The following is a 14419-nucleotide window of genomic DNA, read 5'->3' on the forward strand; positions in this document are numbered from 1 at the left end:
CAGCTGTCAGCAGACTTCTTCGAGATCCCGCCACTCACGGCTGTCCGGACTGTCCGCCACCCAGCCGTCGAGCAGCCCGCGCACCAGCCCCGCAGGGGCCGCGAGACCGCACTCACGCTCGGGCACCCACAGCTCGCCGGCGGTGCGGTGGCCCAGCGGGCCGGGATGGCCCGGCTCGCTGTGGTCGTGCGGGTCGAGGTGCTCGCCGTCGCCCTCGTCGCTCTCCATCCGGCTCTCCGAACAGGCCCGGCACAGCAGGCGGACGGACGACGACCAGTCCTCGGCGGCGAAGCCCGCGTCGGACGCCAGCTGCTCCAGCGCGTCCCGGTCCTCCTCGGTGGCCGCTTCGAGGAGCACCACCCAGGTGGGGACGGGAGACGGGGCCCACAGCTCTATCTCGTCGAACACGGGGTACGAGGGCCCGGCCGCGGTGATCCGCTCGCCGTGCGGGACCCCGTCGTGCAGCACGACCTCGCCCCAGCGCCGCCCGGACGACGGCAGCGGGATCGACAGCACTTCGATCCGTGCCGGATCCAGCCTGCGGCCCCACACGACCTCGGCCTCGCCCTCGGGCGACAGCCGCACGGCCGCGCTGCCCAGCTCCATGCCGACGGGCTCACTGTTGGACGCCGGTGTCTGCTGCCCGCCGCCGGGCACCTTCAGCCCGTACGCCTGCCAGGCCCGGCGGGCCAGCGGCCAGTCCTGCAGCGCGGTGGCGGCGATCCCGACGTTCCACCAGTCGGGGGCGCCGGACTGCTTGTCCAGCAGCGCGACAGCCCGCAGGCCCGCGGCCCTCGCCTGTTCCCAGTCGTGCCGGAACTTGTGCAGCAGCGCCAGGTTGAACCACGACTCGGAGAGCCAGGGCTCCAAATCCGCCGCGCGCGTCAGCAGTGCGCCCGCGTCCTCGTACCGGCCGTCGCCGATCAGCGTGAACGCGCGGTCCGTGGCCTGCCGCCAAGAGGCGGAGGGCCGATGCCGTACCTTCCCGAAGATCCTCACGATTCCCGCCTGTCCCGACTGGACACCCTCGTTTTCCGCTCTCTTCGCATCCAACCATGCCCGGCCGGACGCCCGCTCATTACCCATGGGTTACCCAGGCGGGACGGGGGTCAGACCGCCCCTGGCCAGAACCCTGGCGAGCGACTCCACGACCTGGGACTGGTAATCGCGGCCGGTCCCGAGCCTGAGCTGTTCCAGTGCGCCGAGCGGCCCGCTGAGACCTTCCCCGCACAGGTCGTCGTATGCGTTGACCGCCCGGACGATCCTGGCGGCCAGCGGCTGCTCGCGGTAGGGGTCCGCCTGCTGCTCCACGACTACGGCGACCTCGGTGTCCACCCCGGTCTGCCGGACCACCGCACCCCCCAGCAGGGCGATCCGGCGCTGCTCGGCGGCCGGCAGGGCGGCGGTCGCCCCGGCCGGCACCGGATCGACGAGCGAGAGCTGGCCGATGTCGTGCATCAGCGCCGCGTACTCCAGGACGGTGAGCTCGGGCCCGGAGAGACCCATCTCGCGCCCGACGGCCGTGCAGAGCGCCGCGACCCTGCGGGCGTGGCCGTGCGGGGTGTACCCGGCGATCTCGGTGGACCGGGCCAGCGAGGCGATGGTCTGCCGGTAGGTGGTGCGCACGGCGGCGAACCGGCGGAAGGACACCTGCGTGAGCAGCAGCGGTACGCACAGGACGGGCAGCGCCCACAGACCGGCGACGGCGACCCCGAGCGCCATCACCGCACCGGTCGCACAGACCGCCGATCCGATGCCTCTCAGCGCCCTCAGCTCGTCGCGGAGCAGCGGCCCGTACGGGACGGGGGTGGCGCCCACCGCACGGAGGCTGCGCGGCAGTGTGCGGGCCCGCAGCAGCAGGGCGCCCAGCACGGCGTCGCACAGGGCGGTGAGGCCGAGCAGCACGAGCAGGAAGGCCGCGTAGTACGGGCCGTCGCCGAACCAGCTCGCGGAACGGCCGGAGTTGTACAGCGGCTGGAAGCAGACAGCCGCGAACGCGACGGTCACGATCCGGCGGGCCACCTGGTCGGGGCCGGGCCCGCTGCCGCGCGCGACATGGGGCACGGAGGCGACGAGCTGCGCCGCGACGAGCACGGCGATCACCTGGAGTGCCCCGTGGCTGGTGGGCTCCCCGCCACTGCTCCCGAGCAGGGCGTACGCGAGTGCGCCGGCGGCACCGAGCGGCGCGGGCTCCCGCTCCCCCGGCTGGGCGCCCCAGCGGGCCAGCTCACCGATGGTGACGAGTACCCCGAAGGCGAGGGCGTGACCGGGTTCACGGACGCCGTGCCAGAGGGTGTGCCCGAGCCCGGCGGCGGCGAGCGCGAGGGCGGCGCCGCGCACCGCCAGGACGACGGGCGGCAGCCGTACCCACCTCGGGCTCACCGGGGGCGGTCCGGCAGCCCTGACGGCGAACGCGACGCACCCGTGTCGAGCCCGTCCGGCGACTGGGGACAGGCCGGCCCCCGGACGGCCCCGGCGCCCCTGCTCCGGGCCCCGCCCGCGCCCTCTGCCCGCGGCAGCGGGACCCGCGCCTCGTCCGCCGTCACGGCCGTCGCCGCCCCCGACCACCCGTGCCGTTCCAGACCCCGCGCCAGCGCCCGTACCATCTGCGGATCGAACTGGGTGCCGGCACACCGCTTGAGCTCCGCCACGGCGACCGGCACCGGGCGGCCCGGCCGGTAGGAGCGGGTCGAGGTCATCGCGTCGAACGCGTCGGCCACGGCGACGACGCGGGCGAACTCGGGGATCCCACGGCCGGTCAGCCCGTACGGGTACCCGCTGCCGTCGAGCCGTTCGTGGTGGTGCAGGATCGCGGCCCGTGCCTCACCGAGGAAGCCGATGCCGCGGACGATCTCGTGCCCGTACTCCGGGTGCAGCTCGATCACCCGGCGTTCCTCCGGCGTCAGCGGCCCGTCCTTGCGCAGAACCCGCGTCGGCACACCGAGCTTTCCGACGTCGTGCAGGATCCCGGCGAACCGGAGCACCTCGATCCGTTCCTGCGCCATGCCCAGCTCCTGGGCGATGAGCACGGACGCGTGTCCCACCCGCTCGCTGTGCCCCCTGGTGTAGGTGTCCTTGATGTCGACGGCCTGCACCAGGGCCCTGATCGTGGCGCGGTGCGCGGCGTGTTCGCGGTGGTACTGGGCGAAGACCCAGCAGGAGATGTACATCGGCAGCAGCACGAAGAGCGCGGCCAGCGGCCCGTACGAGCTGTTCCACAGGATCGCCATCATCAGCCCGGCGAGGCCGTGCACCAGGTGCGGTCCCAGCGAGCGCGGCAGCAGCCCGCTCCAGGCCCGTCGCAGGGGCAGCTGTTCGGCTGCGGCGAGGATGGACCCGTCCAGGAGGGTCAGTACGAGGCTGAAGGCCAGCGCGGCAGCGCAGGCGGGCAGCAGGGCGTACGGGAGGTCGGGCAGCCGGCCGGGTCCCGGGCCGCCGAGCGCTGCGGGACCGCCGAGCAGGGAGTGCACGGACGAGGCCGCCCAGACGGTGACGGGCAGCTGGCCGGCCCGCCAGATCCGGCGCGCGGTGGCGGGCGGCTTCTCCACCCTGCCGACGAGTGAGCCCGGGATCGCCACCAGCGCGGCGGCCGAAGGCGGCAGCAGGAAGGCCGCCACGAGCAGCAGGGGAAAGAACGATCCGGCACTGATCGGCACGGAGCTGCCGAAGAAGGGGCAGCGGCCGGGCAGTTCGCAGACGAGGTAGAGCCCGGCGAGCAGTCCGAGGGTGGTCCACGGAGTGCCCGCGCCGGGACGCAGCGCGGGCAGGACACACAGGGCGGCGCCGAGCGCGACGGCCAGGATGTACGCCCGCGCCGCGCCGCGTGTGGCTCTCACCCGTTCCGCCCGCCCCCCAGCATCGCCAATGAAGGCGTCAGGCTAGCGAGTTGGGCGTCCCGGCTGAGTGCCGACGGCTGCGATTAGCACGTTCGGGTGATGCGTCAGTCCTTGGCTGCGGCCGGCAGCTCGGTGTCGGAGACCGTGACGTCCTGGTCCGGCACCGCCTGCCCGGACCGGATCAGGTCGATCCGCCCCATCACCTTCGAGCGCAGGTCGGACGGCACGTCGTCCTGACCGCAGCAGCGCTTGACCAGCTTCTTCACGGCCTGTTCCAGACCGTACTTCTCCAGGCAGGGGGAGCACTCGCCGAAGTGCACCTCGAACTTGGTGCAGTCGCTGTCGGGCATCTCCCGGTCGAGGAACTCGTAGAGGTGATCGAGGACCTCAGCGCACTCCGTCTCGTGCGGCTCTCCGCAGCTCATGAGCCCGAGCCTTTCCGATCGTCCGACTCACCGGCACCCGCCGGGACGAGCCCGCGGTCACGGGCGTAGTCCTCCAGCATGCCGCGCAGTTGACGGCGGCCCCGGTGCAGTCGGGACATCACCGTACCGATGGGAGTCCCCATGATGTCCGCGATCTCCTTGTAGGCAAAGCCCTCTACATCGGCAAGATAAACCGCGATGCGGAACTCTTCGGGGATCGCCTGCAGCGCAGACTTCACATCGGAGTCGGGCAGATGGTCGAGGGCCTGGGACTCGGCGGAGCGCAGACCGGTCGACATGTGCGACTCGGCACGGGCAAGCTGCCAGTCCTCGATCTCCTCGGCGGCACTGCGCTGGGGTTCGCGCTGCTTCTTGCGGTACGAGTTGATGAAGGTGTTCGTGAGGATGCGGTACATCCACGCCTTGAGGTTGGTGCCCTCACGGAACTGGTGGAAGGAGCCGTACGCCTTGGCATACGTCTCCTGGACCAGGTCCTCGGCGTCCGCGGGGTTGCGCGTCATGCGCAGCGCGGCCGAGTACATCTGGTCCAGAAAACCGAGGGCGTCGCGCTCGAAACGCGCGTTGCGCTCGGCGGTCGTCTCCTGCGGGCGGCCGTCGTCGGTCCCTGTGTCGGTCCCAGTGACCGGACCCACCTCCTCCAACGCTGTGGCGGAGCCGAAACCGGACCCGCTCGAATCGGAGAATAGTCGACCTTGGTCCGACGCGGGCTGTCGATCCGATCCGCTCATGGCCCGCTCGGGAGTGGTCTTGGCCGCATGCAGCACCGTCCACTCCAGGTCAGCGACGTTCGAGCGACGCGGGCAGATGGTCGAACCCATGCGACGGACTCCCTCTCCACATACGACGTTGGTGTACCGACGTCCCGAACAACAGTGGCCCCCCGTCCAACATTCCCGGCTCCGGAACCAGTACCGGTTCAGCCGATTCCGGCCAGCCATCCGGTCACGGACGTGGTGAGGATCTCCATGGCCTGAACCTCGGTCAGCCCCGACTTCTTCGGTACGGCGAAGCCATGGTCCCCGTGCGGCACCTCGGCCATCCGGTACTCCCCCGGAGGGAATTCGGCGGGCCTGCCGAACGGGTCGTTGCCGCCCTGGACGACGAGCGTGGGGAGGCCGGCGGCCAGGAGTTCGTCCGCGCGGGACTTCTCCGGACGGCCCGGAGGGTGCAGCGGAAAGCTGAGCGCGAGAACCGCGCGGGCGCCGAGCCCGGCCGCGGTGCGGCAGGCCACCCTGGCCCCGGCGCTGCGCCCGCCGGCGACGACCGGAAGCCCTGGTGCAGTCAGCGCCGGCCACAGGCCGCGCCAGCCGCTGTCCAGGGTCTTCGGGGCGGGCGCGAGCTTCTTCCCGGCGACCCGCCAGGGCTGCTCCACCAGGGCGACGCTCACCCCGTGCGCGGGCAGCGCGGCGGCCAGGGCCCGCAGGTCGCGGGCCTCGATGCCGCCACCGGCGCCGTGGCCGAGCGCGAGCAGGAGGCGCGGTTTGCGTGCGGGGGCCCAGGTGATCCGGGCGGTTCCGGTGTCGGTGTCGACCGTCTCGGTGCGGGGTGCTGTGCCGGTGGGTTTCACAGCAGCCATCCAACCAAGACCGGTCCGGCCGGGCCGGTACCGGCGCATTCCCGGTGTCAGAAGAGGGTGCTCACCTCGGGCGCCGCCAGCTCCTCCAGCAGCTCGGGGCCGTTGTTGCGGACGTTGCTGACGGCGGTCGCCACCGGATAGGCCCGCATCAGGCCGCCGGGCGGGGGCGTGAGCAGGCCCCGCAGCTCCTCGACGTCGGTGCGGGAGGGGTCCAGCCAGTCGTCCCAGCGGTCCGGGGTCAGCATCAGCGGCATCCGGGGGTGGATGTCGGCGAGCGCGGCCGGCCCCTCGGCGGGCGCGACGGCGAGCGGGCTCGTCTCCGCCTCGGTCGTGATCACCGAGCAGGTGACCCACCAGGCCTGGGGGTGGTCGTCCGGCAGCGTCCGGTCGCGCCAGAACTCGTACAGACCGGCCATGGCGAAGACCGATCCGTCGGCGGGCGTCACGAAGTACGGCTGCTTGCGGGGGCGCTTCTTGCGGCCCTTCTCCTCCAGCTGCCGCTCCTCGGTACCGGTCACCCACTCGTAATAGCCGTCGGCCGGCAGGATGCAGCGCCGGGAGACGAAGGGGCGGCGGAAGGACGGCTTCTCGTGGATCGTCTCGGAGCGGGCGTTGATCATCCGGGCGCCGCCCTCAGGGGATTTGGCCCAGGAGGGGACGAGCCCCCATTTCAGGGCGCGCAGCTGGCGAACCGGACGCTGGTCATCAGCGTCTTTCACCGGACGTTCCAGTACGGCGTAGACCTCCTTGGTCGGCGCCACGTTGTAGTCGGGTTCGAGCGTCTCGGCCGGTTCCCACTTCTCCACCTGGAAGAGTCCGGTCAGATCCTCGGGCCGCCGACTCGCTGCATACCGTCCGCACATAAGTGCCAGACTGCCACGATCGTCATCCCGACCGGATGCCAATACCGCAAGGAGCCGCCCACGCCATGGACAGCACCGATCTCGGCAATCTGTGGGAACGCATCGTCGGCACCCAGCCCGCCCCGGAGCAGTGGCTGGTCGTGGTGACCGCCACGGCGGCGCTCATCGCCGTCGTACCGAACTTCATATGGAGGCTGTCCCGCAACGCGATCACCATCGCCCACGAGGGCGGCCACGGACTCGTCGCCCTGCTCACCGGACGGCAGCTCTCGGGCATCCGCCTCCACTCGGACACCAGCGGACTGACGGTGAGCCGCGGCAAGCCGACCGGGATCGGCATGGTCCTGACCGCGGCGGCGGGCTACACCGCCCCCTCGCTGCTGGGACTGGGCGGTGCCTGGCTGCTGGTGAACGGCCGGATCACGCTACTGCTGTGGGTGGCGACGGCACTGCTCGCGGTGATGCTGGTGATGATCCGCAATGTGTACGGGGCGCTGACGGTGATCCTCACCGGTTCGCTCTTCCTGCTGATGTCATGGCTGGCCTCGCCCGCCTGGCAGTCACTGTTCGCCTACAGCGCGGTCTGGTTCCTGCTGCTGGGCGGCGTGCGTCCGGCGTTCGAGCTGCAGTCCAAGCGGAGGCACGGCGGAGCACCGGACTCGGACGCGGACCACTTGGCCCGGCTGACGGACGTGCCGGCCGCGCTGTGGCTGTTCCTGTTCCATGCGGTGTCGCTCTGCTCACTCATCGGCGGCGGCCGCTGGCTGCTGGGTCTGTGACCTTCATCCCCTATCACTCCTGCATTACGCGCCGATTTCGTTGCTTTTGATCAAAATCCTGGTTTGCGATGAGCCACTAAAGTGAGCTCCATGACCGAAAGTTCCGTGCACCCCGCCCTCTGGCCCGCCCCTCACGCGAGCGGAGCCGTCGACGCGACCGTCACCGTGCCCGGATCGAAGTCGGTCACCAACCGCGCGCTGGTGCTCGCCGCGCTCTCCTCCGAGCCCGGCTGGCTGCGCCGCCCGCTGCGCTCCCGCGACACCCTGCTGATGGCCGAGGCGCTGCGCGCGATGGGCGTCGGCATCGAGGAGACGGTGTCCTCCAGCTCGTCCGTCGCCGGCGGCCCGGACGGTTCGGGCGAGGCCTGGCGGGTCATCCCGGCCGGCCTGCACGGCCCGGTGACCGTCGACGTGGGCAACGCCGGTACGGTCATGCGCTTCCTGCCCCCGGTGGCGACCCTGGCCAACGGGCCGGTCCGTTTCGACGGCGACCCCCGTTCCTACGAGCGCCCGCTGACCGGGGTGATCGACGCCCTGCGGGTGCTCGGCGCCCGGATCGACGACGACGGCCGCGGCTCCCTGCCGATGACCGTGCACGGCGGCGGCGCGCTGGACGGCGGACCGGTGGCGATCGACGCCTCCTCGTCCTCCCAGTTCGTCTCGGCGCTGCTGCTGTCGGCGCCCCGCTTCAACCAGGGCGTTGAGGTACGCCACACCGGCTCCCGGCTCCCTTCGATGCCGCACATCCGGATGACCGTCGACATGCTGCGGGCCGTCGGCGCCCAGGTCGACGAGCCGGAGACGGGCGGCGAGCCGAACGTCTGGCGGGTCTCCCCCTCGGCGCTGCTCGGCCGTGACCTGACCGTGGAACCGGACCTCTCCAACGCCCAGCCGTTCCTGGCCGCGGCACTGGTCACCGGCGGCCGGGTCACCATTCCGGACTGGCCACTGCGCACCACGCAGCCCGGCGACGCGCTGCGCGAGATCTTCACCGCGATGGGCGGCAGCTGCGAGCTGACCGAGCACGGGCTCACGTTCACCGGCTCGGGCCGGATCCACGGCATCGACGTCGACCTCGGCGAGGTCGGCGAGCTGACGCCGGGCATCGCGGCCGTCGCGGCCCTGGCCGACTCCCCCTCCACGCTGAGCGGTGTCGCCCATCTGCGGCTGCACGAGACGGACCGGCTGGCCGCGCTCACCAAGGAGATCAACGAGCTGGGCGGCGACGTCACCGAGACCGCGGACGGACTCCACATCCGGCCGCGACCGCTGCACGGCGGTACCTTCCATACGTACGACGACCACCGGATGGCCACCGCGGGGTCGATCATCGGCCTTGCCGTCCCCGGAGTGGAGATCGAGAACGTGGCGACGACCGCCAAGACCCTGCCCGACTTCCCGCAGATGTGGACCGGAATGCTCGGGGCCTGAGACATGCGCCGCTACGGCAAGAACCCCGACGAGGACGACATCCGGGTCCGCCCCAACCGCAAGGGCAACCGGCCTCGTACGCATATCCGTCCCAAACACGAGGACGCCGAGGAGGGCATGGTCCTCACCGTGGACCGCGGCCGCCTCACCTGCCTCGTCGAGGGCCGCACGGTCATCGCGATGAAGGCCCGTGAGCTGGGCCGCAAGGCCGCGGTGGTGGGCGACACCGTCTCCATCGTCGGCGATCTGACCGGCGACAAGGACACCCTCGCCCGGATCGTCCGGATCGGCGAGCGCCGCTCGGTGCTGCGCCGGACGGCGGACGACGACGACCCGTTCGAGCGGGTGGTGGTGGCCAACGCCGACCAGCTGGCGATCGTCACCGCGCTGGCCGACCCGGAACCCCGCCCCCGCATGATCGACCGCTGCCTGGTCGCCGCGTACGACGGCGGGCTCTCCCCCCTCCTGGTGCTGACCAAGTCCGATCTGGCCTCCCCGGACAAGCTCCTGGAGGCGTACACCCCGCTGGGCGTGCCGTTCATCGTCACCAACCGCGAGGAGCTGGAGAACGGCGACGCGGCGGAGCGGGTCCGCGAGCAGCTGCACGACCGGGTGACCGCCTTCGTCGGGCACTCCGGTGTCGGGAAGACCACGCTGGTCAACGCCCTCGTACCGAAGGACAGGCGCCGTACCACCGGGGTCGTCAACGCGGTCACCGGACGAGGCCGCCACACCACCACGTCGGCGCTGGCGCTCCCGCTGCCGGACTACCGGGGCTGGGTGATCGACACCCCCGGTGTCCGCTCCTTCGGCCTGCACCACATCGACCCGTCCCGGGTCATCAACGCCTTCCCGGACCTGCAGCCCGGCACCGAGGAGTGCCCGCGCGGCTGCACCCATGACAGCCAGCAGCCGGAATGTGCGCTGGACGCCTGGGTGGCGGCGGGGCACGCCGATCCGGCACGGCTGGATTCGCTGCGCCGGCTGCTTTCCACGCGGGAACGACGCGAAGGCGACTGACCCCGGCGTCCCGGGCCCCGGGGTCCCGGGGCACCCGTGTCCAGGAGGCATCCAGGAGCCTCGGTGTCCAGGAGCCCCTGCGTCCAGCAGACATCCAGGGGCCCTGTATTCACCCGGAGCGACGGGAAGACGACTGGCCCCGCCACGTTTGCGATCACCCGCCGTTGGTAAGTGCATAATCACACCCAGCGGTACAAGGCGGTCACCTACGCGGGAGGGGCACTGACGATGGCGTGGCTGCTGGTCGTGGTCGCGGGACTTCTGGAGACCGGCTTCGCGGTCTGCCTCAAGCTCTCGCACGGCTTCACCCGGCTCTGGCCGACCATCGCCTTCTGCATCTTCGCCCTCGGCAGTTTCGGCCTGCTGACCATGTCGCTGAAGAAGCTCGACGTCGGGCCCGCCTACGCGGTGTGGACCGGCATCGGCGCGGCGGGCACCGCGATCTACGGCATGGTCTTCCTGGACGACGTCGTCTCCACGCTCAAACTGGTCTCGATCTCGCTGGTGATCCTCGGCGTGATCGGGCTCCAGCTCTCCGGCTCGTCCCACTGACGGTCCGCCCCGCCGGCGGCTCCCCCACCGCTCAGGCCGCCACGTCCGGCAGCCGGTCCACGACGTCCCGTACCAGCGGCACCCCGTCCCCCGCCACGCCCGCAGGCGGCGGTACCAACGCGTAGGACAGGGCGAGCCGCAGAGCGAGCTCGCACACCATGGCCAGGGCCGCCCGGTCGTGAGGCGGGCGCCCCTCGTCCAGTGCGGCCACCGCACGATCCCTGACCTTGCCCAGTAGTTCGGCGGAGGTCGGTGATCCGGCATCCGCCCGGCGCTGGGCCGGCACGGCGGACGCGGAGCGCCGCACCGAGGCTGCGGGGTGGGGTAACCGCTCACCCCAGCAGCCCGTGAGCAACGCCCTGACCAGGGCGTTCCCCCGCGCGGCACGCACCGTCCAGGCGGCGGTGGCGGCCAGCCTGTCGCCCGTTCCGCCGGGGGACCCCAACGCCCGTTCGACACCGGCCAGATAACTGTCGGCGGCGCGCCGGACCAGGGCCCGGGCCAGTCCGTCCTTGCTGCCGAACTCGTTGTAGAGCGTCTGGCGGGACACCCCGGCGGCCGCGGCCACGTCGACCATCCGCACGTCGTGCCAGGGCCGGGCCACCAGAGCCCTGTGGGCCGCGTCCAGCAGTACGTCCCGCGCTGTCGGCATCGCCGCCTCCCCCACCGAGGTCTGCGTTTCAGAGTTGAGGCGCTCCTCCGCACTGTCAAGGGCCCTGGCAGCCTCCGGGGCCCTGTGGCTCCGTTCACCGGCGGTGGATACTGTGACGGCATGCCCGATTACCACGATGATCTGCGCCTCGCCCACGTGCTGGCGGACGCCGCCGATGCGACGACGATGGACCGGTTCAAGGCTCTGGACCTCAAGGTCGAGACCAAACCGGACATGACGCCGGTGAGCGAGGCCGACAAGGCCGCCGAGGAGCTGATCCGCGGGCACCTCCATCGGGCACGGCCGCGCGACGCGATCCTGGGCGAGGAGTACGGGCTCGAGGGGACGGGTCCGCGCCGCTGGGTGATCGACCCGATCGACGGCACCAAGAACTACGTACGCGGCGTGCCGGTCTGGGCGACGCTGATCTCGTTGATGGAAGCCGGCGAGGACGGGTACCAGCCGGTGGTCGGCGTGGTGTCCGCGCCCGCGCTGCAGCGGCGCTGGTGGGCGGCCAAGGGGGCGGGGGCGTTCTCCGGCCGGAGCCTGACCTCCGCGACCCGTCTGCATGTGTCGAAGGTGGAGCGGATCGCGGACGCCTCGTTCGCGTACTCCTCACTGAGCGGGTGGGAGGAGCAGGGCCGGCTCGACGGCTTCATGGACCTGACCCGGGCCTGCTGGCGCACCCGTGGATACGGGGACTTCTGGCCGTACATGATGGTCGCCGAGGGTTCGGTCGACATCTGCGCCGAGCCGGAGCTCTCGCTCTGGGACATGGCGGCCAACGCGATCATCGTCCAGGAGGCGGGGGGCCGGTTCACCAGCCTGGACGGGGTCAGCGGACCGGGCGGCGGAAATGCCGCGGCCTCGAACGGAACACTCCACCACGAACTGCTCGGCTACCTGAACCAGCGCTACTGACCCGTGTCGCAAGGGGCTGTCCGGGCCTGAGCAGGCATACGGGACCTTCGAGGGGCGTGCCGCACCACCGCACGCCCCTCGAACGATCTTCGCTCCCCCTTGTTGCCGCCCCTCATCGGTGCAACTCTGAGAGTCCCCCCACTTGTGAACTTGTGAATCGGCTCACAGAGTCGCTTCACGAAGGAGGTGGCTCCCTTCATGCTCGTCCGAGACGCCATGAGCACGATGGTCCTCACCATCGGCCCGGCCCATACCCTCCGTCAGGCAGCCCGGCTGATGTCGGCGCGCCGGATCGGAGCAGCCGTCGTCCACGATCCGGACACCTGCGGACTCGGCATCATCACCGAGCGCGACATCCTCAACGCGGTCGGATCGGGGCAGGACCCCGATGTGGAGACCGCTTCCACCCACACGACGACCGATGTGGTCTTCGCCGCACCCACCTGGACCCTGGAGGAGGCTGCCGAGGCCATGACACATGGCGGCTTCCGGCATCTGATCGTGCTGGACGATGACGGGCCGGTCGGCATCGTCTCGGTGCGCGACATCATCCGCTGCTGGGCACCGGCCAGACGCCACCCGGTGGAGCTGGTCGGCTGAGGGCCGCGGGCCCTACGGGCGAACGGCCGGCCACCCGCGCAGGGGAGCCGGCCGGTCCAGCGCCGCCACGCCCGCCCGAAGGGCGTCGATGACCGTCGTTGGCCACCGGCTGCACGTCGGCACGGGGCAGCGTGGCGCACCGGCTCGCCCTGTGACGGGAGCGCGCACGAAAACGCGGGGTGGGGCAGCGGATTCACTGCCCCACCCCGCGGGCGTGGCCGGTCTCAGCCGCGCAGGGCCTGCACGGCCGCTTCCAGCCGCTTGCCGAAGTCGCCGTCGGCCTGGCGGAAGTTGTTGATCGCGCGCTCGGCGATGTCGTCGCGCGAGACCTTCGCGATGAACCCGGCGAGGTTGTCGATCAGCCGGCTCTTCTCCTCCTCGGAGTAGAGCCGGTAGAGGTTCCCGGCCTGCACGAAGTCGTCGTCCTCGGCGTGGCTCGGCGCCTCGTGGGTACCCGTGCCGCCCGTGACCGGGGTGGCCTCCCACAGGGGGCGGCCGGTCTGGACCGGCCCGCCGAAGCTGTTCGGCTCGTAGTTCTTCGCACCCTTGTGGCGGCCGTCGTACAGGTACCCGTCACGGCTGTTGGTCCGCGCCTCGGTGGCGTGCGGGCGGTTGACCGGCAGGTGGTCGGCGTTGATGCCGACGCGGTAGCGGTGCGCGTCGCCGTACGCGAAGAGGCGGCCCTGGAGCATCTTGTCCGGGGACGGACCGATGCCGGGCACGAAGTGTGCGGGGCTGAAGATCGACTGCTCGGTCTCGGCGAAGACGTTCTCCGGGTTCCGGTTGAGCTCCAGCTTGCCTATCTCGATCGGCGGGTAGTCCGCGTGCGGCCACACCTTGGTGAGGTCGAACGGGTTGAAGCGGTAGGTCGCCGCCTCGGCCGCCGGCATGATCTGGACCTGCACGGTCCAGGACGGGAAGTCGCCGCGTTCGATGGATTCGCGCAGATCGCGCTGGTGGCTGTCCGGGTCCTCACCGGCGAGCTTGTTCGCCTCATCCTGGGTGAGGTTCTTGATCCCCTGGTCGGTCTTGAAGTGGTACTTGACCCAGAAGACCTCGCCGGCCTCGTTGCTCCACTGGTAGGTGTGCGATCCGAACCCGTTCATGTGACGCAGCGTGGCGGGGATTCCCCGGTCACCGAAGAGCCAGGTCACCTGGTGAGTGGACTCGGGCGACAGACCCCAGAAGTCCCAGACGTTGTCCGCCTCCTGCGAGCCGGTGTACGGGTCGCGCTTCTGGGTGTGGATGAAGTCGGGGAACTTGATGGCGTCCTTGATGAAGAACACCGGGGTGTTGTTGCCGACGAGGTCGTAGTTGCCGTCCTCGGTGTAGAACTTCAGCGCGAAACCGCGCGGGTCGCGCACCGCGTCGGCCGAGCCGAGGTTGCCGGCGACCGTGGAGAAGCGCAGGAAGGTCTCGGTCTGCTTGCCGACCTCGGAGAGGAACTTCGCACGCGTCCACTGCGAGACGTCACGGGTGAGCGTGAACGTGCCGTACGCGCCGGCGCCCCGGGCGTGCACGATGCGCTCCGGAATGCGCTCACGGTTGAAGTGCGCAAGCTTCTCCAGCAGCGACTGGTCCTGCACCAGAACCGGACCGCCGACGCCCGCGGTCTGGCTGTTCTGGTTGTCGGCGACCGGTGCGCCGGCCTCCGTCGTGAGCGGTCCCTGTGTCACGTGCGCCTCCTGCGTCGTTCCTGCGCATTCGTCATGCCGTTCGTTCCCGCACGTTCGTCATGGCGAG

At 71.1% G+C, this 14419-nt stretch carries 15 protein-coding genes; 6 read left to right on the top strand and 9 right to left on the bottom strand.

Going from position 1 to position 14419, the window contains the following annotated elements; translation table 11 throughout:
* Nucleotides 1-6 precede the first annotated feature (6 nt).
* The 7 genes from ACIOEW_RS25110 to ACIOEW_RS25140 all read right to left on the bottom strand — a co-directional run bounded on the left by ACIOEW_RS25110 (nt 7) and on the right by ACIOEW_RS25140 (nt 6721).
* A complete protein-coding gene (locus ACIOEW_RS25110; protein ID WP_362545344.1) occupies nt 7-999 on the bottom strand; it encodes a hypothetical protein in 993 nt (330 codons plus the stop codon).
* A gap of 90 nt (nt 1000-1089) precedes the next feature.
* Nucleotides 1090-2382: an HD-GYP domain-containing protein gene (locus ACIOEW_RS25115; protein WP_401966085.1), complete on the bottom strand. Its 1293-nt coding sequence runs from the start codon at nt 2380-2382 to the stop codon at nt 1090-1092.
* Nucleotides 2379-3836, bottom strand: coding sequence for an HD-GYP domain-containing protein (locus ACIOEW_RS25120; protein ID WP_362545349.1), 1458 nt, complete (start codon nt 3834-3836; stop codon nt 2379-2381). The genes ACIOEW_RS25115 and ACIOEW_RS25120 overlap by 4 nt, the downstream gene beginning before the upstream one ends.
* A gap of 104 nt (nt 3837-3940) precedes the next feature.
* Complete coding sequence (rsrA, locus tag ACIOEW_RS25125) at nt 3941-4261, bottom strand: mycothiol system anti-sigma-R factor (RefSeq protein ID WP_362545352.1); 321 nt, start codon at nt 4259-4261, stop codon at nt 3941-3943.
* Nucleotides 4258-4914 (bottom strand): sigma-70 family RNA polymerase sigma factor, encoded by a 657-nt coding sequence (locus ACIOEW_RS25130; RefSeq protein WP_018105559.1) that lies wholly within the window; start codon nt 4912-4914, stop codon nt 4258-4260. Before ACIOEW_RS25130 ends, rsrA begins: the two co-directional genes overlap by 4 nt.
* A 284-nt stretch (nt 4915-5198) precedes the next feature.
* Nucleotides 5199-5858, bottom strand: a complete 660-nt coding sequence (locus tag ACIOEW_RS25135) for an alpha/beta family hydrolase (protein WP_401966087.1) — start codon at nt 5856-5858, stop codon at nt 5199-5201.
* Nucleotides 5859-5905: 47 nt separating this feature from the next.
* Nucleotides 5906-6721, bottom strand: a complete 816-nt coding sequence (locus tag ACIOEW_RS25140) for an SOS response-associated peptidase (protein ID WP_362545358.1) — start codon at nt 6719-6721, stop codon at nt 5906-5908.
* A 65-nt stretch (nt 6722-6786) separates the two neighbouring features.
* Here ACIOEW_RS25140 and ACIOEW_RS25145 point away from each other — a divergent pair, with 65 nt between their 5' ends.
* The 4 genes from ACIOEW_RS25145 (at nt 6787) to ACIOEW_RS25160 (ending at nt 10503) form a co-directional block, all read left to right on the top strand.
* Nucleotides 6787-7500 (top strand): M50 family metallopeptidase, encoded by a 714-nt coding sequence (locus ACIOEW_RS25145; RefSeq protein WP_401966089.1) that lies wholly within the window; start codon nt 6787-6789, stop codon nt 7498-7500.
* 90 nt (nt 7501-7590) lie between these two features.
* Nucleotides 7591-8931: a 3-phosphoshikimate 1-carboxyvinyltransferase gene (gene aroA, locus ACIOEW_RS25150; RefSeq protein WP_362545363.1), complete on the top strand. Its 1341-nt coding sequence runs from the start codon at nt 7591-7593 to the stop codon at nt 8929-8931.
* 3 nt (nt 8932-8934) lie between these two features.
* Nucleotides 8935-9951 (top strand): ribosome small subunit-dependent GTPase A, encoded by a 1017-nt coding sequence (rsgA, locus tag ACIOEW_RS25155; protein WP_362545366.1) that lies wholly within the window; start codon nt 8935-8937, stop codon nt 9949-9951.
* A 228-nt stretch (nt 9952-10179) separates the two neighbouring features.
* Complete coding sequence (locus tag ACIOEW_RS25160) at nt 10180-10503, top strand: multidrug efflux SMR transporter (RefSeq protein ID WP_124716491.1); 324 nt, start codon at nt 10180-10182, stop codon at nt 10501-10503.
* Between the two features lie 31 nt (nt 10504-10534).
* Here the strand turns inward: ACIOEW_RS25160 and ACIOEW_RS25165 are convergent, their stop codons facing one another.
* Entirely contained in the window at nt 10535-11155 is a 621-nt protein-coding gene (locus tag ACIOEW_RS25165; protein WP_401966093.1) for a TetR/AcrR family transcriptional regulator, read from the bottom strand.
* A gap of 120 nt (nt 11156-11275) precedes the next feature.
* Between ACIOEW_RS25165 and hisN the strand changes: the two genes are divergently transcribed.
* Both hisN and ACIOEW_RS25175 read left to right on the top strand, forming a co-directional pair.
* Nucleotides 11276-12076: a histidinol-phosphatase gene (gene hisN / locus ACIOEW_RS25170; RefSeq protein WP_362545372.1), complete on the top strand. Its 801-nt coding sequence runs from the start codon at nt 11276-11278 to the stop codon at nt 12074-12076.
* Between the two features lie 198 nt (nt 12077-12274).
* On the top strand, nt 12275-12676 hold the full coding sequence (locus ACIOEW_RS25175; protein ID WP_362545375.1) for a CBS domain-containing protein: 402 nt from the start codon (nt 12275-12277) through the stop codon (nt 12674-12676).
* Between the two features lie 224 nt (nt 12677-12900).
* On the opposite strand, the gene ACIOEW_RS25180 is transcribed toward ACIOEW_RS25175, so the two are convergent.
* Nucleotides 12901-14352 carry a catalase gene (locus ACIOEW_RS25180; protein WP_401966095.1) on the bottom strand — a complete coding sequence of 484 codons (1452 nt, stop codon included), beginning with the start codon at nt 14350-14352 and terminating at the stop codon, nt 12901-12903.
* Nucleotides 14353-14419 lie beyond the last annotated feature (67 nt).

Source organism: Streptomyces sp. NPDC087901 (genome assembly GCF_044742205.1).
In the GTDB taxonomy this organism is placed as follows: Bacteria; Actinomycetota; Actinomycetes; order Streptomycetales; family Streptomycetaceae; genus Streptomyces.